The organism is Deltaproteobacteria bacterium (assembly GCA_016874755.1).
In the GTDB taxonomy this organism is placed as follows: Bacteria; Desulfobacterota; Binatia; order UBA9968; family UBA9968; genus DP-20.
This window is the reverse complement of record VGTH01000002.1, coordinates 83,411-107,341: the sequence shown is the minus strand read 5'-3', so window position 1 is coordinate 107,341 and position 23,931 is coordinate 83,411. Positions and strand designations below refer to the sequence as shown.

General features: G+C 57.7%; 22 protein-coding genes. 10 read left to right on the top strand and 12 right to left on the bottom strand.

Features of this window, described 5'->3' with window-relative positions; all coding sequences use genetic code 11:
• Nucleotides 1–1,170: an ABC transporter substrate-binding protein gene (locus FJ145_01665; GenBank protein MBM4260126.1), complete on the bottom strand. Its 1,170-nt coding sequence runs from the start codon at nucleotides 1,168–1,170 to the stop codon at nucleotides 1–3.
• Here FJ145_01665 and FJ145_01660 point away from each other — a divergent pair.
• The 8 genes from FJ145_01660 (at nucleotide 1,112) to FJ145_01625 (ending at nucleotide 7,846) form a co-directional block, all read left to right on the top strand.
• Nucleotides 1,112–2,131, top strand: coding sequence for a thiamine pyrophosphate-dependent dehydrogenase E1 component subunit alpha (locus FJ145_01660; GenBank protein MBM4260125.1), 1,020 nt, complete (start codon nucleotides 1,112–1,114; stop codon nucleotides 2,129–2,131). The genes FJ145_01665 and FJ145_01660 overlap by 59 nt on opposite strands.
• A 95-nt stretch (nucleotides 2,132–2,226) precedes the next feature.
• A complete protein-coding gene (locus FJ145_01655) occupies nucleotides 2,227–3,198 on the top strand; it encodes an alpha-ketoacid dehydrogenase subunit beta (GenBank protein ID MBM4260124.1) in 972 nt (323 codons plus the stop codon).
• Nucleotides 3,199–3,266: 68 nt separating this feature from the next.
• Nucleotides 3,267–4,235: a thiamine pyrophosphate-dependent dehydrogenase E1 component subunit alpha gene (locus tag FJ145_01650; protein ID MBM4260123.1), complete on the top strand. Its 969-nt coding sequence runs from the start codon at nucleotides 3,267–3,269 to the stop codon at nucleotides 4,233–4,235.
• A gap of 64 nt (nucleotides 4,236–4,299) precedes the next feature.
• Complete coding sequence (locus tag FJ145_01645; protein MBM4260122.1) at nucleotides 4,300–5,271, top strand: alpha-ketoacid dehydrogenase subunit beta; 972 nt, start codon at nucleotides 4,300–4,302, stop codon at nucleotides 5,269–5,271.
• 65 nt (nucleotides 5,272–5,336) lie between these two features.
• Nucleotides 5,337–5,624: a hypothetical protein gene (locus tag FJ145_01640; GenBank protein ID MBM4260121.1), complete on the top strand. Its 288-nt coding sequence runs from the start codon at nucleotides 5,337–5,339 to the stop codon at nucleotides 5,622–5,624.
• A 190-nt stretch (nucleotides 5,625–5,814) separates the two neighbouring features.
• Complete coding sequence (locus tag FJ145_01635; GenBank protein ID MBM4260120.1) at nucleotides 5,815–6,024, top strand: hypothetical protein; 210 nt, start codon at nucleotides 5,815–5,817, stop codon at nucleotides 6,022–6,024.
• Nucleotides 6,025–6,281: 257 nt separating this feature from the next.
• The gene (locus FJ145_01630) at nucleotides 6,282–7,151 is read left to right on the top strand and encodes a DMT family transporter (protein MBM4260119.1); all 870 of its coding nucleotides are present in this window, start codon (nucleotides 6,282–6,284) and stop codon (nucleotides 7,149–7,151) included.
• Between the two features lie 47 nt (nucleotides 7,152–7,198).
• The gene (locus FJ145_01625; GenBank protein MBM4260118.1) at nucleotides 7,199–7,846 is read left to right on the top strand and encodes a hypothetical protein; all 648 of its coding nucleotides are present in this window, start codon (nucleotides 7,199–7,201) and stop codon (nucleotides 7,844–7,846) included.
• 15 nt (nucleotides 7,847–7,861) lie between these two features.
• Here the strand turns inward: FJ145_01625 and FJ145_01620 are convergent, their stop codons facing one another.
• The 6 genes from FJ145_01620 to FJ145_01595 form a co-directional block, all read right to left on the bottom strand.
• Nucleotides 7,862–8,866, bottom strand: coding sequence for an ABC transporter substrate-binding protein (locus FJ145_01620; GenBank protein MBM4260117.1), 1,005 nt, complete (start codon nucleotides 8,864–8,866; stop codon nucleotides 7,862–7,864).
• 43 nt (nucleotides 8,867–8,909) lie between these two features.
• A complete protein-coding gene (locus FJ145_01615; GenBank protein ID MBM4260116.1) occupies nucleotides 8,910–10,658 on the bottom strand; it encodes a thiamine pyrophosphate-binding protein in 1,749 nt (582 codons plus the stop codon).
• A 139-nt stretch (nucleotides 10,659–10,797) separates the two neighbouring features.
• Nucleotides 10,798–11,916, bottom strand: a complete 1,119-nt coding sequence (locus tag FJ145_01610; protein ID MBM4260115.1) for an amidohydrolase — start codon at nucleotides 11,914–11,916, stop codon at nucleotides 10,798–10,800.
• 67 nt (nucleotides 11,917–11,983) lie between these two features.
• Complete coding sequence (locus FJ145_01605; protein MBM4260114.1) at nucleotides 11,984–12,982, bottom strand: ABC transporter substrate-binding protein; 999 nt, start codon at nucleotides 12,980–12,982, stop codon at nucleotides 11,984–11,986.
• A gap of 68 nt (nucleotides 12,983–13,050) precedes the next feature.
• Nucleotides 13,051–15,108, bottom strand: coding sequence for a thioredoxin domain-containing protein (locus FJ145_01600; protein ID MBM4260113.1), 2,058 nt, complete (start codon nucleotides 15,106–15,108; stop codon nucleotides 13,051–13,053).
• A 128-nt stretch (nucleotides 15,109–15,236) separates the two neighbouring features.
• The gene (locus tag FJ145_01595; protein ID MBM4260112.1) at nucleotides 15,237–16,004 is read right to left on the bottom strand and encodes a CBS domain-containing protein; all 768 of its coding nucleotides are present in this window, start codon (nucleotides 16,002–16,004) and stop codon (nucleotides 15,237–15,239) included.
• On the opposite strand from FJ145_01595, the gene FJ145_01590 reads away from it, so the two are divergent.
• Nucleotides 15,985–17,148: a cyclic nucleotide-binding domain-containing protein gene (locus FJ145_01590; protein MBM4260111.1), complete on the top strand. Its 1,164-nt coding sequence runs from the start codon at nucleotides 15,985–15,987 to the stop codon at nucleotides 17,146–17,148. The genes FJ145_01595 and FJ145_01590 overlap by 20 nt on opposite strands.
• 5 nt (nucleotides 17,149–17,153) lie before the next feature.
• Here FJ145_01590 and FJ145_01585 read toward each other — a convergent pair whose 3' ends face one another.
• The 4 genes from FJ145_01585 to rsmI form a co-directional block, all read right to left on the bottom strand.
• On the bottom strand, nucleotides 17,154–18,218 hold the full coding sequence (locus FJ145_01585; protein MBM4260110.1) for a hypothetical protein: 1,065 nt from the start codon (nucleotides 18,216–18,218) through the stop codon (nucleotides 17,154–17,156).
• A gap of 96 nt (nucleotides 18,219–18,314) precedes the next feature.
• Nucleotides 18,315–20,621 carry a penicillin-binding protein gene (locus tag FJ145_01580; protein ID MBM4260109.1) on the bottom strand — a complete coding sequence of 769 codons (2,307 nt, stop codon included), beginning with the start codon at nucleotides 20,619–20,621 and terminating at the stop codon, nucleotides 18,315–18,317.
• A gap of 342 nt (nucleotides 20,622–20,963) precedes the next feature.
• Nucleotides 20,964–22,016 (bottom strand): amidohydrolase, encoded by a 1,053-nt coding sequence (locus FJ145_01575; protein ID MBM4260108.1) that lies wholly within the window; start codon nucleotides 22,014–22,016, stop codon nucleotides 20,964–20,966.
• Nucleotides 22,017–22,131: 115 nt separating this feature from the next.
• Complete coding sequence (gene rsmI / locus FJ145_01570; GenBank protein MBM4260107.1) at nucleotides 22,132–22,962, bottom strand: 16S rRNA (cytidine(1402)-2'-O)-methyltransferase; 831 nt, start codon at nucleotides 22,960–22,962, stop codon at nucleotides 22,132–22,134.
• Between the two features lie 135 nt (nucleotides 22,963–23,097).
• Here rsmI and FJ145_01565 point away from each other — a divergent pair, with 135 nt between their 5' ends.
• Entirely contained in the window at nucleotides 23,098–23,529 is a 432-nt protein-coding gene (locus FJ145_01565) for a lactoylglutathione lyase (protein MBM4260106.1), read from the top strand.
• Nucleotides 23,530–23,542: 13 nt separating this feature from the next.
• Here the strand turns inward: FJ145_01565 and FJ145_01560 are convergent, their stop codons facing one another.
• A complete protein-coding gene (locus tag FJ145_01560; GenBank protein ID MBM4260105.1) occupies nucleotides 23,543–23,752 on the bottom strand; it encodes a hypothetical protein in 210 nt (69 codons plus the stop codon).
• Nucleotides 23,753–23,931 lie beyond the last annotated feature (179 nt).

Sequence of the window (23,931 nt, the reverse complement as noted above, 5' to 3'; positions counted from 1 at the left end):
TTACTTCTCGTACAGCTTTTTAATAAACCCGCTCTTGTCCAGCTCCTCGACGAAACTCGAATCGACAAAGTCTTCTGGTTTGTGCTTGTACACTTCCGGGCGCGTGGCGGCGACGTAGTCGAAGCTGGTTTTCATGCCTTTCAGATTGGGATAGGGGGCCGCCAGGCGATGCTTGGCGAAAAGTTCCCACGACTCCTGCGCCATGACGTCGTCGTTTAGGCGCAGCATTTTCTTTATGACCCGTTTGGCCAACTCCGGCTCCTGTCTGAAGCGAGCGATGCCCTCGATATGGCCGCGCATGTAGCGCATGACTAAATCGCGGTCTTGCTTGATCTGTGCGCGCGTCGTGGCGATCTCGCTCCAGGGATAGTCCACTTCTTTGAAAAAATCCCAGAGGATATGAAAGCCCTGGCGTTGTGCGTAGATGTAATTCGGATGAGACAAAGTCGACAACGGAATCCGCCCCTGTTGTAGGGCGATGAAGCGGTCAGTATCGCTGCCGAGCTGCAGCAAAGCAAAGTCCTTGTCCGGCACTAGCCCTTTTTGGCGGGCCAGGTGTCGAACTAGAAAATCGCTGAGTCCGCCGTAGGGCGTGACACCGATGGATTTGCCTTTGATGTCTTCCGTGCGTTTGATGTCCGGCCGCGCCATCAAGTATTGAATCACGCCCGGCATCGTATGCGCCAAGATCACCATGTCCGAGCCCGATAGCACCGAGTTGATGACAGTCGGTGTGGCAATCGGCGAGATCTGCACGCTGCCTGAGATCAATGCCTTTGACGCGATACCTGAGCCTGCAACAACGATCGGCTCGACATCGAGGCCGTATTTCTCAAAAATTTTTGCGTCCTTGCTGAAGTAGATAACGATATTGCCCATGCTAACCGCGGGCACGCCGACTTGCACTTTTCTGAGTTTTTGGCTTTGCGCCGCCAACGGCACGGTCAGCGTAAGCGAAACCAGCACCAGGAAGAAAAATACCAAACGGCGATTCATGTTTATTCCTCCTAAAATCATGCTCGTCTTTGCCGATATTAAGGCGCGGCGCGAAACCAATGTCAATCGAGGGTCGCGTTGACAAGCTCCATGTTTTTGGACTAAGTCACAACTCATGCTGCCCAAACTGCCACGGGAAAAATTGTTGGACTTGTGTCGCCGCATGTTCGTCATCCGCCATTTTGAAGAGACCTTGGTCGGGCTGTACGACAAGGGCGTGTTCGGCGGCCATTATCATTTGTATTGCGGCCAGGAGGCCACAGGTGTCGCGGCGCTTTCTTGCCTGCGCGCCGACGATTATCTTTTTACGACGCACCGAAATCACGGCCACTTGCTGGCGCGCGGCGTGGACCCGAAACGATTATTCGCCGAAATCCTCGGCCGCGTCGACGGTTTGAACAAAGGCAAGGGCGGCTCGTTTCATTCCGTCGCGCCATCGCTGGGGTTTCTGCACAGCTCCGGTGTGGTCGCAGGCATCATTCCGCTCTCGACGGGCACGGCCTACGCGTCCAAGGCATTAAAAAACGGCCGCCTGACGGTCTGCCTATTCGGCGACGGTTCGTTGGAAGAAGGCGCCGCGCCGGAAGCGTTTAATCACGCTTCGTTGCTCAAACTGCCGGTGCTGTTTCTCTGCGAGAACAACGGTAAATACGGCGCCGGCCGCGCCACGGGTGCGGCACAATCAACGACGATGGCTGCCTACCCGCTGACGGAGTTGCCGAAGGCATACAAAGTTCCCGCGCAGCAGATCGACGGCATGGACGCCGGGCTGGTGCACGCGACGATTTCAGAAGCAGTGGAAAAAATCCGCCGCGGCGAGGGGCCGCAATTTGTCGAAACCCAGACCGTGCGCTATCCCGGCAGCGAGACCAACTGGCCGACGGTGCCGAAGCCGACGGATACATCGTTGGCTTGGGACGTCAGCGGCGTGCCGGAAAAGGCCCGCGAATGGTATCGCAGCTGCGATCCGGTGTTGATCTATGTCCGTGAACTGGTCGATGGCAAGCAAGCGACGAAAGAAGAAATCAGCGCCATCGAACGGCAGGTAAAAGCGGAAATCGCTGCGGCGGCGGAATTCGCGGTCGCGAGCCCCTATCCGAAACCTGAAGAAGCCGAGACCGGCTACTTCGCCTAAATGAAAAACATGCTCCGCAGCACGAACGGATCTTCAGTTTTTTCGGCGCTTGATCCGTTCGTCTGAGACCTGTCGAAGGACTCCGAGAACCAACCATGAGAGAACTCGCTTACTACGAAGCCAAATTCGAGGCGCTCGACGAAATCATGAGCGCCGACGAGCGCGTGCATTTGATCAACGGGACGTTTCTCAGCCTAAGCCCGCACCGCCACGTCTACCAAAATCTGCAAAAGAAATTTGCCGAGCGCATGGTCGCTCCGCCAATTTCAGAGCTGGGCTTTTGCGGCCTCGCCATCGGCGCAGCGATGGCGGGTCTGCGACCGATCGTCGACTTGAGCACCGGCAGCTTTATCTACGAAGCCTGGCCGCAAGTCGCCAACGAAGCGGCCAATGCTTATTCCATGTCCGGCGGTCAGACGAAAGTGCCGGTGGTGTTTCATTTATTTCACGGCCTGCGCGGCGGCGGCGCGGCGCAGCACTCGGGCAGTCCACAGTCGATGTTGTGGAACGTGCCTGGCTTGGAAATCGTCATTCCATCGTCACCACGTGACGTCAAAGGCTTACTGAAAACCGCAGCGGCGAGCGACAACCCGACGATCTTCGTCGATCACACGCGCTTGCTCGATGTTCGCGGTGAAGTTCCGGAGAACGACAAGCCGATTCCGTTTGGCGTTGCCGATATCAAGCGCAAGGGCAGTGACGTCACGTTGATTGCGACGTCGTACACGGTTCAGGTTTGCCTCAAGGTTGCTGCGGATCTCGCTAAAGAGAAAATTGACATCGAAGTCGTCGACCCACGCACGCTGGTGCCGTTCGATCTGGCAACCATCCTAGCGTCCATCGACAAAACCCATCGCGTCGTCATCGCCGACGAAACCCATCAGAGCTGCGGCGTCGCCGCCGAGATCGCCGCACGCATCGCCGAGAGCGGCTTCGACAAGTTAAAAGCGCCGATTCGGCGTGTGTCGACGCTGGATGTTCCGGTGCCCTACAGCCCGCCGCTGGAAGAACATATTGGGCCCAATGAGAAGCGCATCGGCGCGGCCGTTCGCGCCGCGGTGGCATGAATACGTTTGGAGTCTAGCGTCTTGAGTCTAGCGTTCTGGCCCATTTGATTTCCGGTTAATTGGTGCTCATGGCAAATAGAAAAGAAAACCCCAAAGAGATCGTCGATCTTTTGCGCCGGATGTGGCTCATCCGCGCGTTTGAAGAAAAAGTTTCGGCGCTCTATGCCGAGCGGCAAATCCAAGGTTTGTTGCATCTCGGCATCGGCCAGGAAGCCGTTGCGGTCGGCGCGCTGGCTTTGTTGCGCCAGGCCGACTACGTCTACGGCACTCATCGCTCGCACGGTCACGCCATCGCCAAGGGTGCCGACGTCAATAGGCTCTTGGCGGAGATCGCCGGCCGCTCCGGCGGCTACTGTGGCGGCAAGGGCGGTTCCATGCACATCGTCGCGAAAGAGTGCGGCTTCATGACCGCCACCGGTGTGGTCGGCGGCACGATTCCACTGGCGCTTGGCGCCGCCTTCACGGCGAAAGAGAACAAGAAGGGCCAACTCGCCGTGGTGTTTTTCGGCGATGGTGCCGGACAAGCCGGGCCGTTTCACGAGTCGCTGAATATCGCCAGCTTGTGGCAACTGCCGGTTATTTTCATCTGTGAAAATAACGGCTACGCCGAATTCACGCCGCTGTCGGCGCACACCAAAATCGAACGCTTGGCGCAGCACGCCAAGACCTATGGAATTCCTGAAAAGACGGTGGACGGCAACGATCTCTTCGCCGTGCGTGGGGAAATGATCAAAGCGGTGGAAAAATGCCGCGCCGGCAAGGGGCCGGTGTTTATCGAATGCTTAACCCACCGCATGCGCGGCCACTACGAGGGCGATCCGGCGAAGTACCGAGAACTATCGCAGTTAGCCGAGTGGAAGAAGAAAGACCCGATCGCGCGGGTCGCTGCGAATTTGAAACAAAAGAAACTCGTGACGGAGAGCGTGCTCGCAGAAATCGAAAGCGAAGCCCGCGCGATCATCGAGAAAGCGGCGCAGTTCTCACTCGCGTCGCCGTGGCCCGCCGACAGTGAGGTCGACAGCCAGGTGACAGCGTAGCCGTCATCCTGAGCGCAGCGAAGGATCTCGCCTTCGTATAGGAAAAATAGAATTCGAAAGAACCATGCCCGAACTTACTTTCCTAGATGCAATCCGCACCGGTCTTGAAGAAGAGATGCGCCGCGATTCCTCGGTTTACCTTTTCGGTGAGGATGTCGCCCTCGGTGGGCCCTTCGGTGTCACCAAAGGTTTGGCCGAAGCATTCGGCGCTAATCGCACCGTCAACACGCCGATCAGCGAAGCGACGGTGATGGGCATCGCCATCGGCGCCGCCACGGCGGGATTGCGGCCGGTGGTGGAAGTCATGTTCATCGACTTCATTACCTTGGCGATGGACCAGCTGATCAATCACGCCGCCAAGCTGCACTATATGTCTGGCGGGCAGTTAAAAATTCCCCTGACTGTGCGTGTGCAGTGCGGCATCAGCGGCGCCATGGGGGCGCATCACTCGCAAAGCTTGGAGTCGTGGTTATGTCACGTGCCTGGGTTGAAAGTCGTCATGCCGTCGAACGCAGCCGATGCGAAAGGTCTTTTGAAATCTGCCATTCGCGACGACAATCCGGTGGTGTTTATCGAGCATCGCGGTTTGTACTGGTCGAAGGGCCAAGTGAGTGACAGTGATGGCATCGTGCCAATTGGCAAAGCCGCGGTTTTGCGCGAGGGTGAACAGGCGTCGATCGTCGCGATCGCCAACATGGTCGGCCCAGCGCTGGCCGCCGCGGAAGAGCTGAACAAAGATGGCATCAGGGTCGAAGTCATCGATCCGCGTAGCCTGTCACCGCTCGATGTGGAAACGATCGCCAACTCTGTAAAAAAAACCAGCCGCTTGGTCATTGCCCACGAAGCGGTGGAGCAGGGCGGTATCGGCGCAGAGATCGCGGCGAGAATTCAGCAACAAGCGTTTTATCACCTCGACAGCCCGATTCTGCGCGTTGCGGCGCCCTTCGCGCCGGTGCCCGCGGGGCCAACTTTAGAGGAGGGCTTTCTGCCCGGGAAAGAACGAATCGTCGCCGCGGTGAAGCAGTCGCTCGCATAAGCACATGAAGCTCGGCAAAGTTCTCTTTCTCCTAGATATCGCGATCTTCGCTGTGACGCCGTTCAATGGCGCAGCGCAGTCCGTCGAATATCAAACTAGCCATTCAAGAGGCGGAGTTTGCGGTCAAGGAGTTGGGCCTCGACTCGATCATCGTGTACCAGAACGTCAACGGCAAAGATCTGGATAGCGAATTTCTCTGGCCGTTCTACGAAGCCGCCGAAAGGCTCGGCGCGCCGATCTCGGTGCACGGCGTCGACAGCGGTCCCTTGTTGGGGGTAAACCGACCGGCTGGAAATGGCCTACGACGCCCGCGAGGCGGCCCGGCGGCGGAGTTTTTTGGCATTAAACAATAGCTTCCGTCTCGTCCAGGGCATTGCCACAAAACGTCATCGGCTACTGTGTTGTCACAACGGAGTTGACGCACAGCGCTGCAGTCGGGACTAGATTAAGTAAAATCCCCTCCTGAGCAGCGGTTTCACTTCGCTGTCAGCCTTGGCACTACGCTTGCTGATGGTCCCTACCAGAATCGTCTGGAGGTGGACCATGGAACCGGCATTGAACCAAGGTAAGAACGCGATCGTCATTGACAACAAAAAGTTCCGCGCCGCGCTTTGCGACCAATGTGGCGCCAAGATGTATCCGCCAGGGCTTTTGCAGCCGCATCTGAGCCGTCACCGCCGGCGGCATCTTTGGTTCACGACTGAGCTAAAGAAGCTTCAAGACACGTTTTTGCGCATGCGCGACTTCAACTAAACCCGGCTTTCCTCAGGCGGACCGACTCCGCCACAGGCCCCTGCCCGACCCCACGAGGCACGGGCCTGCCTCCTTTCTCTTCTGTCAATTGTCAATCTTTTTTCTGTTAGTCCCAGGCAATCGCAATAAAAGGCGCCCCCCTACATCGGACACGGGCATTCCAGAATCCCTTAGTAGGCCCGTCCGACCCCGTTTGCAAAACCGCCTTCGCTCGGATTAGCTGATATTTTACACACAACGAAAGCACTTCAACGTCCTTGTCTGCCGAGATCATCGCCATATTCTCCGCCATGGGTTGGGCCGGAGACTCGATCTTCGTCCGCTTCGGCCTGCGCCGTTCGAATATCTTCGCCGCGATGTTGATGAGTTACGTGGTTTCGATCACGTGCGTGTGGAGCTATCTGATCGCAACTACGTCGCTGGAATTTTTGCGCTCGCCGGCGATGATCTACTACATCATCAGCGGCTGCTTGCAGCCGATCTTCGCCAGGGCGCTGTTTTACGAAGGCATCAACCGTATCGGGGTTGCCCGCGCCGGCCCGCTGCGGGGAACCGAACCGCTCTTTGGCGCCGCCGCTGCGGTCATGTTCCTCGGCGAACAGCCGGGCATCGTCGTGTTCTTTGGAACTATCTTAATTGTCGCCAGCGTCTGGTTGATCACCGGTAAGCAAGAAGGCGCCAAGAAATGGCGCCTGATCGACGCATCGTTGCCGATTCTCGCAGCATTGATCTCCGCTATTTCTCAGACCCTGCGCAAGCAGGCTTTGGCAATCATTCCCGACCCGTTCGTCGCTGTAGCGATCGTTACCACGGTTTCTCTGGCGCTCATGATTGGTTTCGTTCTGACGACCGGCCGATCGGCGCAACTCCGAATGGATCGGCATAGTTTCTTCTTTTTCTTTTGCGCCGCGGTGCTCGCGACCCTCGCTCAAATCGCCAACTTTGTCGCCTTGGGACAGGGACAGATGTCGGCAATCATCCCACTGCTCAACACAACGCCGCTTTTCACTGTGCTGCTCAGTGCGATTTTTCTGCGCAACCTGGAAACCGTCAACGCGCGCATCATCAGCGGCGCCGTTCTGATGGTCGCCGGCGTGATATTGATCACGAGCCGCGGCCATGCTTGACCCGGTGCCGGCTTCTTTGATAGCGAAATCACCACGGAGGAACGCTTATGGACAGCCGCGAATTTGCCCAGTCGCTGGAAAAACAAGTCGCCGATTTTTGCAAATCACTCGACGCCAAGCTGCCGACCTACAGCTTCATCCCGTTGACCAACGATGAAGCGAGAATCAAGGTCATGCAGAGCCGGCTGTTCAACGAAATCCGCGCCGGTGAAATCTTCGGCGGCTGGCTAAAAACCACGCCGGAGTTGGACGTGAAGAAAACTTTGGCCGAAGCGACTCACGAAGAGTACGAGCATGCCGTCTTTCTTGAAGAAGCGCTGCGCAGCAAAGGTGCGACGCCGTACGAGTACCAGGCACTGCCGGCGCAGATGGCAATGTTCAATGCTTTCGAAGGATTAACCACGACCGTGGAGCGCATCGCCGCCTTTCCAATGGCGGGCGAAGGCGTGGCCGACTATCTGATCGCTAAGAGTTTGAAGGCAGGAACAGTCCCCGACTGGGTCACGGCGCCTTACCGAAGAATCCACGAGGACGAAGAAGAGCACGGCAACTACCCGTTCGAGATTCTCGTCAAGTACGCCACCACGCCGGAGCTGCAAGACAAAGCGACCCGCGCCGTGGCGATGAGCTTGGTCTTACGCCGGGCTTATTTCGACAATCTGGATCGTTGGGTGTTCGAGAACAAAATGTACTAAAATCGTCGGTCAGGCTTATTTTGCGTACAGCGCCTTGATAAACCCGCTCTTGTCCAACTCCGCCACAAAGCTCGGATCGGTGAACTCCTCCGGCTTGTGCTTCCACACGTCGGGGCGGGTCTCGGCGACGTATTCGAAGCTCGCTTTCATGCCGGGATGGTTGGGATAGGGCGTGGGCAGAAACATCTTGGAGAAGATATCGTAGGATTCATTGACCAGCTCGTCATCGGGCGTCTTGAGCATTTTTTTGATCACTCGAATGCTGAACTCGCGGTTGGATTTGAACAGTGCGATGCCTTCCAGATGCGCCCTCATGTAACGCATGATCAAGTCGCGGTCGTTTTTGATCGCGGTGCGTCGCGTGGTGATTTCCATCCACGGGTAGTCCAACTCTTTGGCCGAATCCCACAGCATATGGAAGCCCATCTTGCGCGCCAGGCCGTAACCGGGATGGGACAGCGCCGAGGCTTCCACCGAACCAGCTTTGAGCGCCATCACCCGCTCGGTATCGCTGCCACCAGTGGTCAGCAGCGTGATATCGCGTTCGGGATTCAGTCCTTTCTTTTTGGCGATCGACCGCACCAGGAAATCGGTTAGCGACCCCAGACTCGAAACGCCGATCTTTTTGCCCTTCAAATCTTCCGGCCGTTTGATGTCGGGCCGGACCATGAGCGCGTGCACCACGGCGGGCATGGTGTGCGCCAAGATTTGCATGTCGGCGCCAGCCAAGTTGGCGGCGATAACAGTCGGCGTGGCGATCGGAATGATATCGATGTTGCCGCTGATCAGCGCTTTGGAGCCGATACCAGAACCCATGACCGTAATGACTTCGGCTTCGAGGCCGTGCTTCTCGAACAACTTTCCCTCTTTGGTGATGAAAATGATGATATTGCCCATGCCGACGGAGGGCACGCCGACACGAATCTTCTTCACCGGTTTACTTTGTGCGAGAGCCGCTCCGGCAAACGCGAGAATCGAAATCACCAACGTAGCAGCAACCCTGAGCTTACGACGCATCATAGATCACCTCGAAAAAACCCCTGGAACCATTGGAACAAGATCTCTAGATCATATTCATGTAAACATCGACTAACGCCGGCCGCTTTTCTTCTTTGATCACTTTGATCGCCCGCTCCACCGCCGGGCGGATTTGCTCCGGCTCGGTGATGGGTCCTTCCCCATGGATGCTAAACGAGCGCGCCAAGTTCGCGAAATCGACGGCAGGCTTGGCCATTTCCATGCCGATCAGTTTGTTTTCAACGGGCCGGCCGCGGTGGATCGCGACTTTTTCCTGGTGCTCGACATCATTGTAATAGACGCGATCGTTGGTCATTACCGTCAGCAACGGCACGCCGGTATTTGCCGCGGTCCACAACGCGCTCGAGGTATAGAGCATTTCGCCGTCGCGCTGCAGGTTGACGCAAATCTTGTTAGTTCCACGGTAGGGCAGCGCCGCGCCGACCGACGCTGCCGGCCCATAGCCCAAGCCACCGCCACCGTAGCCGCCCAAGAACAATCCTGGTTTGTCCCAAGTCCACAAGCGGCTCGGCCAACCGCGGAACGCGCCGGCGACCAAGAGCCAATCTTCATTCTTTAACGCTTGCCAAACTTCATAGGCCAAGCGCGGCGGCGCAATCGGCTTTTCGTCCCAGCGCCGCTTGAGGATATTTTCCCAGCGCGCGTGCACTTCGTCGTGCTGCGCGGCCAGCGCCTTGCGCCGGTCTCCGACCGCGTTCTTGGAAAATTTGCCTTGCTTTTGAATCTCTTCGATCAGGGCCGGTAAAAACACTTTGGTGTTGGCGATGATCGGCAGGTCGACCGGCGCAAGCTCTTGAAAGTCGCTGGTCCAACTGCGGGTAGCGAGATCGTTGAGCGTAACATTGATAATCTTGCAGCCTGGCTTGGTTGCTGGCACGGCGGCATGAGTGGCCGCATCTTGTTTGACCGGCGCGCCGTAGAGGTCGGTCAGATCGAGAGCGAGAATCACATCGGCGTTGGCAACCAGATCGGCGTTCTTGCCAGTGAGATTTAACGCATGGGTATTGGGAAAATTGAGCCGGGCGCCGAGATCGACGACCGGAATCGACAGCAAATCAGCGAGCTGCACCAAACTCCAAACCGCATCATTGTTGCGCCCGACATAGTCGGCCAAAATCACTGGGTTCTCTGCGTTTGCAAGCAGCCGTGCCGCCTCTTTGATCGACTCCGCCTCGGCTTGCAGGGGCGCTGGTGGGCGGAAGCGGCTGACATCGGGCAGCGAAATCTCTTTTTCAATGGCCGCCTCCTGGTCGCTGACATCGAAGCAGAGATAGACCGGCCCCTGCGGGTCGCTGAGAGCGAGCCGGTAGCCACGCAGAATCGACGACGGGATAGCTTCGACGCCCACCGGCTGGTCGTCCCATTTGACAAAATCGCGCACCAGATTGCCCTGCACCTGCGCCGTGTGGATCCAGTCGATCCACGGCCGCCGCTTGCTCGAATTTATCGGCCCGGTGCCGCCCATGACCATCACCGGCGTGCGGTCGCACCAGGCGTTGTAGATCGCCATCGAGGCATGCTGCAGGCCGACGACGTTGTGGACGATGGCCGGCATGATCTTGCCGGTAGCTTTGAAGTAGCCATGGGCCACGGCGACGGCGATCTCTTCGTGGCAGCAGAGAATCATCTCGGGATTGGGCTTGGTGCCGCTCTCGTAGTTGACCAGAGAATCGTGGATGCCGCGAAAGCTCGAGCCGGGATTAAGCGCGACCGCTTCGATGTTCAGGAGCTTCAACAATTCGACGACCAAATCGGAGCCGTAGCGTGGCGGCATAGAGCCTCCGTCTTCCGAACTTTGCGCCCTTTGCGCCTTAGCGCGAGATCTTCGGGTTGCTCCTAACAAAAAAATGGCGCGCTAGCAGACTTGTTTTCGTCCGAAAGCGCGCCACTGGCTTACCTGCCGATGCTAGCGACTAATGCAGCACCGGATGCGGAATATCGATGTTATAGAGCTTCTGCACATTGGTATAGACCAGCTTGCGGCGGATGTCCGCCGGCAGATGGCCGAGATCGCGGTCGATATATTTCTTCGACTCCGGCCAGGTCGAGTTGCCGTGCGGATAGTCGTTGGACCACATGCAGTTGTCCTGACCCCACCATTGGAAGTTATGACCGGCCACGGTGTCGCGGAAAAACGTCCCGTAGATCTGGGTGTTGAAATATTCGCTGGGATTCTTGGTAAACGGCGGCGGGTTCACTTTTTTGAAGCGGTTATAGTAATAATCCCACTGCTGCATCATGAACGGCATCCAGCCGATTTCGTTTTCGACGCTGACGAATTTCAGTTTGGGATAGCGCTCGAGCACGCCGTAAAAAATCAGTTCGAAGAAATCGTCAATGATTTCCTTGAGCTTCAAATTGACGCTGCCGCGATAGGCTTCGATGCCGGTCCGTTTGTTCCCGAACACGGTCTGCTTGTGGTAGCCGTGGCCGGTCAGGATGTGCAGATGCACGGGAAGGTTCAAGTCCTGCGATGCCGCCCAGAACTTATTGTAGTGGTCCGAATGGAGCGGCAGGTCGGGATGGGGTGCCTGCCAGATGAGCGAGCCGCGCATGCCGGCTTTGGCGCAACGCTCCAATTCCTTCACCGCTACGTCGATGTCATAGACCGCGATTGCGGCGATGCCGAGCAGCCGCTTCGGGGAGCTGTTGCAGTAATCGATCAGCCAATCGTTGTAAGCCTGAAAGGTGACTTCCTGCAGCTTGGCATCGTCCATCGCATACTGCGGCAGAAGATAGGTTGGATAGAGCACTTCAGCGGAAAGGCCGTCGGTCTCCATCTCTTTGATCCGCTGCGTCGGGTCCGAGCCGCCTGGATGAGTTTGAAAGCTGCTGCCGACTTCCAATTTGGGAAAACGCGGCACTTTGTCTTTCAACGAATTGGGGGCTCGCTCGACAATGATTTCCGACGGTTCCATCACATGGGAATCCGACGAGATAATTACTTCAAACCCAGCGTCATTTCCTGCCATATTGCCTCCTTCGGCTAAGGCGATGCTTTGACCAACTCTACAACGCTGGTCTACCACCATCGGGCTTGGAGCGTCAAGAATCCGCGCGGCGGCGCGAGACTCCGGGCTCTAGACGCTAGAGAATTTCTTAGAACAGCCCTTCCTTCTCCAACTTCCGCACCAACCGGTCGTCAATGATTTCTTCGACTTTGGTCTTGCGGATCGGTTCGCTGGTTCTGCCGAGTAGGCGAACTACATTACGCAACCCCTCGACGTTGGGATAAATTCTTTTGTCGTAAAGCGTGCGCATGACTTCATAACCCGCTTGCGCGTCTTCCACTTTGGTCAAGCGCAATTCTTTGAAGAGTGTTTTGACCACGGCGGCTTTGTTGGCCGGATTGTTGATGTAGGTGATTGTTTCCACCATCGCCCGCAGTGTGCGCTCGGGGACTTCCGGTGTCCGGTCGATTAAACTGCGCTTGGCGATCATGCCGAGGCCCTGGTAAGGGATGCCCATTTTCATTAAGTCGCCGAGCATGCGGTAACCCTGCCGTTCCATCTGCGCGCCGAAGGAGTAACCGAGGTAGCCCCCGTCGATGGTGTTCTGGGTAATCGCCTGGGCTAGCACCGATTGGTCGCCGATGATGCGGAATTGGATGTTGTCGCGCTCGGGGTTTAAGCCCCAATGTTCGAGGGCAAGCATGGAGAACATCCAGACGCCGCCGCCGATGCTTTGCACACCGAGTTTCTTACCTTTGAGATCGGCTGGCGTCTTGATGTTCGGATTGACGATGAACGCGCCGTCGAGCTTGTTGATCAAGCCAGCGATGTAAGCGAGATCGAGCCCACCCGCCATGGCGCCGATGGAAGTTCCGGTCGCCGAGCCAACATGAAAGTGCGTCTCGCCGCCGGCCAACGCCGAAATGCCGACCTGCGCGTTGCGCACGTTAACAATAGTCGGTTCGATGCCGTGTTTTTGAAAGATTCCCGCGTCGCGCGCCACCCAGAGGATGCCGCTGCGCTCATTCAAACCACCAAAGGTGTAGACGGCTTTATGCGGCGCCGAGGCCGCGTGGACCTGCACATGCAAAGACAGAAAGAACAGCCAAAACAGTGAAAAGCCCAGCTGGAGAGCCGCGTGGATCATAGGACACCCCTCGCGCGAAAATGCGCGGTCTCTTGTAACCCGCGTCCAGTTCGGATTGCAAACGAGCTTTAGCCGAGCAGCAGTTTTTTTAGCTCTGCAGCATCCGTGACCGGGGCAGAGCAAGTGAAATTCCGGCAGACATAAGCGGTCGCTTTGCCGTTGAGCTGGGTTTTGCCGGCCAGTAATGGCGAGGTTTTTTCTAAAGCATCGCCGGGTGCGGCGAGCTGCAATGTGCTGTTGGGCAGATAGAACCAATGGACGGCATCGAGCAAGGCGCGCGTATCGGCCGCATCATTGGCACCGACAATCACGATCTCCTGCGGCTTCTGCAGATGAAAATCGAGCGCGCACAGTAGGTGCGCAAAGCCGAACGGCTGACTTTCCATGGCTTCGGAGTACGCGCGTAAAACCTGCTCGGCGCGCTGCAGGTAAGTCTCGTTGCCGGTGAGATAATGGAGGCGGAGTAATAGATGAGTCGCCGTGGCATTGCCCGATGGCATCGAGGCATCGAAGACCGGCTTGGCGCGGCTGATCAATTGTTCATGGGATTCACCGGTGTAGAAAAATCCCGCGTCGGCATCGTCCCAGAACTCGTCCAGCATGATGTCGGCAAGCTGGACGGCGCGTTCAAGTCGATTACGTTCGAGTGTGGCTTCGTAGAGATCGGCTAGACCCATGGCGAAAAACGCGTAGTCGTCGAGATAGCCGAGCAGCTTTGCCTGGTTGTCTTTGTAGGTGTGCAGTAGAAATCCGTCGCGGAATAGTTTGCTGAAAAAGAACTCGACGGTGCGATTGGCGGCGTCGATATACTCCTGCCTCGGCGCGATTTTGATTGCCTCGGCGAGGCCTGACAGCATCAAGCCGTTCCAGGCCGTGATGATTTTTTCGTCGCGAAAGGGTTTGATTCTCCTTTCGCGCTCAGCGAAAAGCTTTTGCTTTACACGCGCCACCAGCTCGTCAATTTCACTTTGGCTTTTGCGGAAGAATTTGCTCGCCTGCTCGACGGTCAAGATCGGGTGCAGAATGTTTTGCTCTTCGAAGTTACCTTCTTCGGTGACGTCGTACATGCGGTTGAAAACTTCGCCGTCGTCCTCGCCGACCAGCGCGTTAACCTCGGCCGGTGTCCAGACGAAGAACTTGCCTTCGACGCCTTCGCTGTCGGCGTCCTGGGTCGAATAGAAACCGCCTTCGCTGTGGAGCATTTCGCGCAGCAAATATTCGACGCTTGCTTCGACGACTTTCTTGAACAGTGGATCGCTGGTCGCTTGATAGGCTTGCGCGTAGCAGCGCACGAGCTGGGCATTGTCGTAGAGCATTTTTTCGAAATGCGGCACCAGCCACTTGGCGTCGGTCGAATAGCGATGAAAGCCGCCGCCGAGGTGGTCGTAGATGCCGCCCTGGGCCATCTTGGTGAGCGTGTAGGTCGCCATCTCGAGCGAACGCTGATTCTTCGTGTGATGATAGTCACGCAGAAACAACTCGTACGCCCCGGGATTGGGGAATTTCGGCGCTTGGCCCAAGCCGCCGTGCTCAGAATCGTAGGCGCGGGCGATGGCGCTGACGCTGTCGGAGATAATGTCCGGCGAAAACGGTCGGTCGCCGCCGGGCGACTGCGACATCCGCTGTAAATTATCAAGAATCTGCTCGACGCTCTTGGCGACGTCCTGCGGTTTGTCGCGATAGGCTTGCGCCACGCCCATCAGCACCCGCGGGAATCCCGACATGCTGCCGCGGTCTTCGGGCGGAAAGTAAGTGCCGCCATAAAACGGCTTGCGATCCGGCGTCAAAAACATCGTCATCGGCCAGCCGCCGCGGCCGGTGAGCATCTGCACCGCGCTCATGTAGATTTCATCGAGATCGGGCCGCTCCTCGCGATCGACCTTGATGTTGACGAACAGCTCGTTCATCAGCACGGCGATTTTTTCGTTCTCGAACGACTCGCGCTCCATCACATGGCACCAGTGACAGGCAGAGTAGCCGATACTCAGCAGGATCGGTTTGTTCTCGCTGACGGCTTTTTGAAAAGCTGCTTCGCCCCAGGGGTACCAATCCACCGGGTTATGGGCATGCTGCAAAAGATAGGGACTGGTTTCGTGGATCAAACGATTAGCGCGGCGTGCGTCCATAGGTCACGCTAACACAAACCGAATAAAGCGGGAATATGAATCGTGACTCGGGTTCGTGGCTCGGGCCCGCCGGTCAATAAACCGGAAGTCGCCAGGGTGAGGAATCGAGCTCTTCGGTCTTTTCTGGATTACAAAGAGAACTCGATGAAGCCCACTTGTTTGAGCTTGCTCTGCATCGTCTCCACCAGGCGTTGATAGTGACGCATCATGTCGGTGGACGTGATGATGCCGAGCACCGCGCCGTCGGCGGTGGCGACGGGCAGGCTGTGAATGCGCAGGCTGAGCATTTTTGCTGCGGCGGTCGCCAGCGGATCTTCAGGGTTGGCCGTGACTGGATTCTTGGTCATCAGTTGGCTGACTTCATAAGTTTCCCAATCGGGCTTACCGGGCAGCGCACCGAGCAAGTCGCGATCGGAAAGCACGCCGAGCAGCTTGCCATCGGCGTTGGTGACCAACAAATGATGAAAGCGGTGGATGGACATGAGCGCCATGGCATCCGCGAGACTTTGATGGGGCGACACCGTGACCACCTCGCGAGTCATGATTTCGCCGACGGTCATCGGCAATGCCTCTTGGCTTTTTTGCATCGGTGCGGTGGACTCAGCAAACATGGCAAATTCGTAGGGACCCATGATCAGCCTCCTTGGGCACGAGACCACCCCTCTCAACATCCGTCCCCTCGCGCTACTATCCCTTAGATCGGCAGCGGCAACGGAAAGCTTAGTGCAATTGCGAGCGCTGGCAGAAACGCGATGATAACTCGGGAAGATACTCGCAATTCCGTGCCATTTTCGCCTCCTCTTGCCAAAAAGCCACGGTCTCAGCATGACCGGGCTCGACAAGTGAATCGCGGCGCCGTTAGAATGGCCCAGTTTTATGCCATTGCCGCGCATCATCGCCGCCTCCCTGCTGGAAGAGGGAGAGTCCTTCTCAACCGCTCATCGATTGACGAAGCTCGCGCTAGTCGCGTTCATCCTGATCAGCATCACCGCCATCGTTTGCGAAACCACGGTTTCCGGGCGGACACATGGGACACAGCTGCAAGCCGTCGAATACCTGGCGGGGGTTCTGTTCGTCTTGGAACTGCTGCTGCGTCTCTGGGTGGCCCCGGAGTTGATGCCGGACGGACTGCTCCAGCCTAGCAAAGCCCGCTGGGCCTATCTTTGCTCGGTTTACGGCGTTATCGATCTCGTCGCGATCGTGCCGTTTCTGCTCGGTCTGGTTCTGCCTATGGACGCCGATTGGCTGCGCGTCCTGCGCCTGTTGCGCGTGCTCAAGTTGGCGCGCTACGTGCCCGCGATCGGCTTGTTTGCCGCCGTGCTGCGTGCCGAAAGGCGTCCGTTGCTTGCGGCGTTGATGGTGATGCTGGTGCTGTTGCTGATCAACTCGGCCGCGATGTATGCACTGGAGCACGACGCGCAACCGACGAGCTTTTCGAGCATCCCGCACGCCATGTGGTGGTGCATGGTGACTATGGCGACGGTCGGATATGGCGACATAATTCCGGTCACTGCCGCTGGCAGAGTCTTCGGCGGCTTCGTCATGCTGTTTGGCATCGCCATGTTCGCCGTGCCGGCAGGTATTCTCGCCACCGGGTTTGCCGCGGAAATTCGCAAGCGCGATTTCGTCGTTACTTGGCAGATGGTCGCCAAGCTGCCGCTGTTCGCTCACCTGGACGCCGGCCGGATTGCCGAAATCGCCGGCTTGTTAAAAAGACAAGTCGTACCGGCTCAATACGTGGTGGTGCGCCGCGGTGAGACGGCCGACTCGATGTATTTCATCTTGGAAGGCGAAGTCGAGGTCGACATTCAACCTGTGCCGCTGCGCCTGCGCCGCGGGCAGTATTTCGGCGAACTCGCGCTCTTGAACGACACGGTGCGCAACGCCACGGTGACGGCGGTCTCCGACTGCCTGCTGCTGACGCTCGATGCTGCCGATTTTCGGCGCATGCTGAACGCCCACCCTGATCTTAAGCAGGAAATGACCGAGCTCGCGCAAAGGCGCCTGAACCCTACCCAGGGCTCAGGCGCCAGCGAGTGAAAAAATTACAGACCGTAGAATGCCACCGAGTTGGTTTCGAGAATCTTCTTCGATTGAGACTTGGTGATTTTGCCTTCGTCGGCCCAGCAGCGCACTTCGTCGAGGCCGCTCAAGTTGGCCGAAATATCGGTGTGGCTATAATCGGTGCCGATCATGAAGTGATCTTCCGTGCCAAATTTCAGCAGCGCTTCGATGTCGTCGATGGGATCGATGGTGACAAAGCAGCGATTGCTGCGAAAAATCTCAGGGTCGAGCTCGTAGAGATTGGGCGAGCGATTGCTCTTGCCGCGCAGGCCGACGCGTTTTAGCGCGCCGATTTGCGAGATCATGTAAGGAATCCACGACGCGCCCGATTCGATGAAGCCGAAGCGCAGCTTAGGAAATTTCTTGGCGAGGTCTGAGCTGATGACGTTGTAGAACGAATACATGATCGGAAAGCCGCGATCCCACTCGTGTCCCGGCAGGGGATGACCGGTGTGAATACAGAGCGGCATATCGAGATCGTTGGCCACTTGATAGACCGGGAAAAAGTGCGGGTCGTTAACGTAGCGGTCGAGGTCAAAGCCGCGCTTAAAAATGCCCACCGCGCCGTGGTCCTTGGCCCAGCGCAGCTCTTCGACTGCTTTGTCAGGCGACAGGAACGGCAGTATGGCGGCCCAACGCAGACGGCCGTTGGTGTTGCGGCATTTTTCTTCCAGCCAGCGATTGTAAGTAGTCGTCAAAGCCCACTCGGCCTCAGCGTTCCTGGTGTTGTAGCGAATAAAAAAAGTCGGAAAAATCACCTGGACATCGACACCCATTTTGTCCATGTGCGCCAACCGGCCCGGCACATCTTCCAGCTCGCGATAGACGCGCAACGGATGATTGATCTCGTCGCGAATGGCGCGGTTTTGCAGCCGGCTCTCGACGACCCAGCAGCGCCGCGTCGTCGCGTTGTAACCGGCCCGCTTGGCTTCGTCCGCGGAAATCTCCACGGTCACAGGAATATACTGCGCGTACTTGGTCCCTTCGAGCTTCTTCCAGGTATCTTCACTTTCGTCGACATGAGTGTCGGCATCGACTATTGGCATGATGGCTCCTCCCGATTCAAACTAAATCTTTCGACTCATTTTTACGGTTATAACTTCCGATTTTCACTGTCAACTCGATGGCAGCCTAAGCCCGCATCAGCGCGGCGCCCGTCGACTGGCGGGGCCACCCAAAACGCCCTCCAACAGGCCGCCAAACCAATCCTTGACCGCGTCGACCAGCGGGTCGAAAATCGATTCGGTGGGCCGCGCGAATGGGAACTCGGCATGGCTGTCGACTAACCGCGACGCAAGGGTCTGCTGAAAAAAATCACCGACGATCGGCAGCGCGTTGTGGGCGCCTTCACCCCAATAGTTGCTGCGCATGGTTACGCGCGCGTCATTGAAGCCGACCCACGCGCCGGCGACCAAGCGCGGATGCATCATGATAAACCAGCCGTCGGTGTTTTTTTGCGTGGTGCCGGTTTTGCCCGCTAAGTCGGCGCGCAGGCCGAAGGCACTGCGGATCGTTTGTCCCGTGCCCTTGTCGACCACGCCGCGCAGCATGTTGATCAGGTGACCAACGGTCCTCTCCGACAGCACACGCTCACCGCCGGTGGAAAAACGGGCCAGCACGTTGCCGTACTTGTCGGTGATGTGGGTCACGTAAACCGGCCGGTGATAATCACCGATGGCCGCGATGGAGCTGTAAGCACCGACCATTTCCAAGAGCGTTACTGGGCTGGTCCCTAACGCCAAGGACGGCACTTGTTCCAGCTTGCTCTGATTGACACCCAAGCGGCGCGCGAACTCGGCGGTCTTGCGCGCGCCGACCTCCTGCATCACCTGCGCCGTGATGGTGTTTTTCGAATGGATCAAGCCGTCGCGCGCCGACATGCGCTCGCCGCTCGGTTGCGACTGATCCGTCGGCCGCCATACCGTGCCGTCGGGCATGGGAATTTCCACCGCGCGATCGGTAAAGCGTTTGTCGGGCGACATGCCTTGTTCGAGGGCCGCGCCGTAGACGAAGGGTTTGAAAGTCGATCCTGGTTGGCGCCGCGCCTGCGCGACATGATCGAACTCATCGGTTTTGAAATCGCGGCTGCCGACCCAGGCTTTGACGTGTCCGGTAAACGGGTCGATGGCGACAAAGCCTGCTTGCAGCCGCGTCTTCTCGGCGCGCAGCTTGGCCATGAATTCCTGCTTGTTTTTGAATTCGGCCAGAGCGTCTTCGGGAGTGGTACCGGCTTTTACCGCATTTTGATACGCGGCGGTTTCGCGCACGAACTGATCGACGATGTCAGACTTGGTTTTCCAAAAATGCGCGAAGGGCGCCACCTGCCGGCGCGCTTGGACGTATTCGCGCGCATCGCCCGAAAGCAGCGCGCCGGAGCTACGGCCCCACTCGACATCGGCCACCGCTTGCAAGAGCTCCATCTGCCGCGCCACCGCGCGATTGGCCAACGCCTGGACGCGCGAATCGATCGTCGTGTGGATGCGCAAATCGTCGGCGTAAATGTCGCGGTCATTGCGGTCGGCCCAGTCGACGAGCCACCTGCGAACCTGCACCGCCAGGTGCGGCGCGGGTCCGAGCGGCTCAGGCTGGCGCGCGAAATTGAGGCGGATCGGCTGCGCCTTCAAGCGATCGAAATCCGCTTGATTCAACACCGCGCGCTTGACCATCTGCGATAGGACAACGTTGCGGCGGCGCAGCGCGCGCTCGGGGTTGAGCACCGGGTTGTAGTAGCTCGTGCCCTTCAACATGGCGATCAAGGTCGCGCTCTCCAGCACCGTCAGCTTCTGCGCCGATTTGTCGAAATAGGTGCGCGCCGCCATCTCGATGCCAAAGGCGTTGTAGAGAAACGGCATGCTGTTCAAATAGGTCTCGAGGATTTCTTTCTTGGTGTAAGCGTACTCAATTTTTAGCGCGGTGATGGTCTCTCGGATCTTGCGCGTGATGGAGCGCGCACGGCCGATGGAGTCGGGGTAGAGATTGCGCGCCAACTGTTGCGTCAGTGTCGAGCCGCCCTGCGGGTCGCCGATGAAAATCCGCAGCGCGCCGCCGATGGTGCGGCGCCAGTCGATGCCGCGGTGTTGGTAAAAACGATGGTCTTCGGTGGCGATCAATGCATTAATCACCGGCGCTGCAATGCGATTTAAGCCGACCCACTCGCGATTCATCGGCTTGAACGCGGCCAACCGCTTGCCGTCCGCCGAAACAAGAATGCTCGGTTGGTCGACCTTGGCTTTGCGCAGGTCGGCGATGCTCGGTGTGAACGGCAGCAGAATCAGAGCGTAAATAAAAAACAGCGTGGTGATCCCCGCGGCGATGAGGCCAAAGCCTTTGGCCGCGGAGAATGCTTTCTCACGCCAACTGCGCGCCGGATCGAGCACGCCGCGGAAATAAACCGCGAGGCGTTCGTGCAAGCGTTTGAGCCAGCTCAACAAACGATTCAGATAAGTCATGTGCCGGGGGTCACGTCACTGCGTGGCGGACCATCGTTTTAGACGATTGACCCGCCGCGTCATTTCATGACCCGGATAATCTTACCCGTGAAGCATGCAAGCCAAAAGGGGGGTGGGGAGACTCAAGGCAGTGCTTGCACTACCGTCCTGCATTAAACGATTTTCTGAACAATTCCCGAGTGACTTCGATGCATCCCCCCTTTGAAAAAGGGGGGTAGGGGGGATTTGGAACTTGCGTGAGAAGAAAAGCCCCCTCGATCCCCCTTTTTTCAAAGGGGGAAGGAAGAAGACATAATGAAGCGCATTTTTTTAGCAGACTAAACGAGAGCCGCCAACGCAGAGCTACAGCGCGTAGAACCGCCGCGGATTGTCCGAAATAATTTTGCGCGCCACCTCCGCGGAAATATCTCCGGTCTTGCCGCGCTGCTCGATGACATCGAGGGCTTCGATCTCCGCCGATTGATCGGCGTGGCTGTAGTCGGTGCCGATCATTAGGCTGTCCTCGGTGCCGTATTTCAAAATATACGGCAGATCGTCGTTGGTGTGGCAGGCGACGTAAATGCGGTACTTGCGGAACAGATCTTCTTTTACTTCGATCGGTAAAAACGTGCGGCGCAGCATTTTTGCCATCAGGTCGGCGTGGAGAAAGGGAATCCACGACGCGCCGGTTTCGATGAAGCCGATGCGCAGTTTGGGAAATTTATCCGGCACGCCGGCCTCGGCCAGCGCGCTAAACGCTGTGATGGCGATCATGCCGCCGCCGATGCCGTTGCCGGGCACGGTCAGCGATTGAATGTGGCTGGTGGCGTTGTGAATGCAGATCGGCAGGTCCAAGCGGCCGGCTTCTTCATAAATCGGAAAATAATAGGGATCGCTCGCCGCCCGGTCGTCGCACTCAATGCCTTTTTTGAAGACCCCGCAGGCGCCGTGATCTTTGGCCCACTGGACCTCTTTGACCGCCTCGTCCATCGACAAGTAGGGCATCATCGCCACCCAACGGAGCCGCCCTTTGCTTTTTTCTGTCGACGCGGCGATCCAGCGATTATAAGCCTTGCACAGCGCCAGCTCGATCTCCGGCTTGGCCGTGTACGAGTGCAAAAACATGGTCGGGTAGAGCACCTGGACGTCGACGTGGAGTTCGTCCATGTGACGGATGCGCTTGCCGACGTCGAGCAGCTCACGGGTTTCTTTCACCGTGCCAGTGCGCTTGTCGTCGCGCCAGCGGCGCAGCAAAATCGTGCCGTCGATCATCCACAAACGATGCGGCCGGTTATCGCCATGGGCCGTCGCCGCACCGGGATCGAGGGTCACCGGTTTAAAGCGTTTGTCGCTCTCGCTGAGATATTCCCAAGTTGCATCCGTTTCGTCTACGTGGGCATCGACATCGATACGCATAAAACCTCCTGGGCTGTGCGCTACTGGCGCGGCGTTTTTGTCGGTGGCAGCACGGCGGCATGCCGTTGTAGATTTTGGTTTATGGCACGGCGCGAAACCTGTCAAGGCGCGCGATCTAACGAGACCCGATATCGAGCGCCAAGCGATAGACTTCTCGTTTGGCGAGCCCGTATTTTTCGCCGATGATCTCGGCGATCTCTTTGACGCGCACGCCGTCAGCTTTGAGCTTGGCGATTTCTGCTTGGATTATTTCTTTGGAGATATCGCCCGGCTCGGAGGCGCCCCTCACGACCAGGGTAATTTCACCGCGGATCGCCTGATCGCCCAAGGCCGCCAGGACTTCGCTGACGCGCCCGCGCAGGAACTCTTCGTGGAGTTTGGTCAACTCACGCGCGATTACGATTTCGCGGTCGCCGAGAATTTCCTGCAGGTCGCGCAGTGAGTCGGCGAGCCGGTGCGGTGCTTCGTAGAACAGCAGCGTGCGGCTCTCAACGCGCAGGGCCTGTAACAGCGAGCGGCGTTCGCGCGTTTTGGCGGGAAGAAAACCTTCGAAAGCAAAGCGATCGGTTGGCAGGCCACTGGCGCTCAACGCCAGCACGGATGCCGACGCGCCGGGTATCGGCACGACGTTGACTTTGGCTGCGACGGCAGCGACGACCAAGCGATAACCGGGATCGGAAACTGCCGGCGTCCCGGCATCAGAAACCAATGCGACATTCTTGCCAGCGAGCAGGTCGGCGACGAGCTCTTGCGCTTTGGCTCTTTCGTTGTGCTCGTGGTAACTGACCAGCGGTGTGCGGATATCGTAGTGGCGCAAGAGAGTCTGGGTGTGGCGGGTGTCCTCGGCGGCGATCAGATTGACTTCCTTTAAGATGCGCAGCGCGCGCAGCGTGACGTCTTCGAGATTGCCGATGGGCGTGGCGACGATATAAAGCGTGCCGGTCATTGCGCCTCTATTTTTAGTCGACGAGCGGTGAATAAGCCAGTAGTCGCAGTGGGGAGCGATGCTGGCTTGACCCGTCGCGGTCTCCTGCGATACAGCTCATTTTCACACTGACTTAAAGAAAGCGAGACCCCGTACATGCTGCCGCAAAAAACTGCCAATGGGATCACCTTCAAAATTCGCCACGTTATGCTGCCGGTTAGCAACATGGAGCGGACGCTCGATTTTTATACGCGCCTTTTGGGTATGGACGTGCAGCGCGTGCGCGACGTTCCGGAAAAGGGCGAGCGGGTGCGCTATCTTGGCTATGGCGACGACGAAGACGCCGGGCCGGCGCTGGAGCTGATCGAGTCCGCCGACAGCCGCGGCAAAACTTCGCTGCCGCGCTGGACCGGTCACGTCGCGCTCTATGTGTCGGATTGCTACAAGCTCAGCGAACAGTTGAAAGTCAATGGCGTGGAGTTCGTTAGCGGCCCCGGCCCCAATCGTCCGGGCAGCAAAGACATTTATGCCTTCATCAAAGATCCCGACGGCTACGTTTTGGAACTGACCGAGCGCCACCAGAAATAGCTGCGCACCGTGCTTAGCGGATAATTTTATTAGCCCGCTGCAGTAGCGAGTGCGGAATGGCAAGGCGGAGTGCCGCGGCGGTCTCGCGGTTTATCGCGAACTCAAAATTATCCGGCTCGCCAACCGGCAGGTCGGCCGGTTTGGCGCCTTTCAATATCTTGTCGACATAGGTCGCGGCCTGGCGAAACAGCTCGGGCTCGTCAGCGGAACTGGGATTCGGAATTTCCCGACTCCGTGAAGGAAGTGAAGAAGATCAAAGGTATGACCGACGACAAGCTGCGCCATGTGCTGGGCGAGAATGCGATGAAGTTTTTTAATTTGAAAGACGAGGATTTGCCGGCGCGCTGATCGGCGTCGAAAATAGCTGGGGAAAAAGGCGGGCAATGGCCCGCCTTTTTTTTG

Excerpts from the sequence above, each read along its gene's own strand:
- FJ145_01595 (MBM4260112.1), bottom strand. The coding sequence starts at position 16,004 with ATGATGCGCGGCAATGGCATAAAACTGGGCCATTCTAACGGCGCCGCG.
- FJ145_01590 (MBM4260111.1), top strand. The coding sequence starts at position 15,985 with ATGCCATTGCCGCGCATCATCGCCGCCTCCCTGCTGGAAGAGGGAGAG.
- FJ145_01600 (MBM4260113.1), bottom strand. The coding sequence starts at position 15,108 with ATGGACGCACGCCGCGCTAATCGTTTGATCCACGAAACCAGTCCCTAT.
- FJ145_01655 (MBM4260124.1), top strand. The coding sequence starts at position 2,227 with ATGAGAGAACTCGCTTACTACGAAGCCAAATTCGAGGCGCTCGACGAA.
- FJ145_01660 (MBM4260125.1), top strand. The coding sequence starts at position 1,112 with ATGCTGCCCAAACTGCCACGGGAAAAATTGTTGGACTTGTGTCGCCGC.
- FJ145_01665 (MBM4260126.1), bottom strand. The coding sequence starts at position 1,170 with ATGACGAACATGCGGCGACACAAGTCCAACAATTTTTCCCGTGGCAGT.
- FJ145_01625 (MBM4260118.1), top strand. The coding sequence starts at position 7,199 with ATGGACAGCCGCGAATTTGCCCAGTCGCTGGAAAAACAAGTCGCCGAT.
- FJ145_01605 (MBM4260114.1), bottom strand. The coding sequence starts at position 12,982 with ATGATCCACGCGGCTCTCCAGCTGGGCTTTTCACTGTTTTGGCTGTTC.
- FJ145_01575 (MBM4260108.1), bottom strand. The coding sequence starts at position 22,016 with ATGCGTATCGATGTCGATGCCCACGTAGACGAAACGGATGCAACTTGG.
- FJ145_01610 (MBM4260115.1), bottom strand. The coding sequence starts at position 11,916 with ATGGTGGTAGACCAGCGTTGTAGAGTTGGTCAAAGCATCGCCTTAGCC.
- FJ145_01620 (MBM4260117.1), bottom strand. The coding sequence starts at position 8,866 with ATGATGCGTCGTAAGCTCAGGGTTGCTGCTACGTTGGTGATTTCGATT.
- FJ145_01615 (MBM4260116.1), bottom strand. The coding sequence starts at position 10,658 with ATGCCGCCACGCTACGGCTCCGATTTGGTCGTCGAATTGTTGAAGCTC.
- rsmI (MBM4260107.1), bottom strand. The coding sequence starts at position 22,962 with ATGACCGGCACGCTTTATATCGTCGCCACGCCCATCGGCAATCTCGAA.
- FJ145_01645 (MBM4260122.1), top strand. The coding sequence starts at position 4,300 with ATGCCCGAACTTACTTTCCTAGATGCAATCCGCACCGGTCTTGAAGAA.
- FJ145_01580 (MBM4260109.1), bottom strand. The coding sequence starts at position 20,621 with ATGACTTATCTGAATCGTTTGTTGAGCTGGCTCAAACGCTTGCACGAA.
- FJ145_01650 (MBM4260123.1), top strand. The coding sequence starts at position 3,267 with ATGGCAAATAGAAAAGAAAACCCCAAAGAGATCGTCGATCTTTTGCGC.
- FJ145_01565 (MBM4260106.1), top strand. The coding sequence starts at position 23,098 with ATGCTGCCGCAAAAAACTGCCAATGGGATCACCTTCAAAATTCGCCAC.
- FJ145_01640 (MBM4260121.1), top strand. The coding sequence starts at position 5,337 with ATGGCGCAGCGCAGTCCGTCGAATATCAAACTAGCCATTCAAGAGGCG.
- FJ145_01585 (MBM4260110.1), bottom strand. The coding sequence starts at position 18,218 with ATGCCAATAGTCGATGCCGACACTCATGTCGACGAAAGTGAAGATACC.
- FJ145_01635 (MBM4260120.1), top strand. The coding sequence starts at position 5,815 with ATGGAACCGGCATTGAACCAAGGTAAGAACGCGATCGTCATTGACAAC.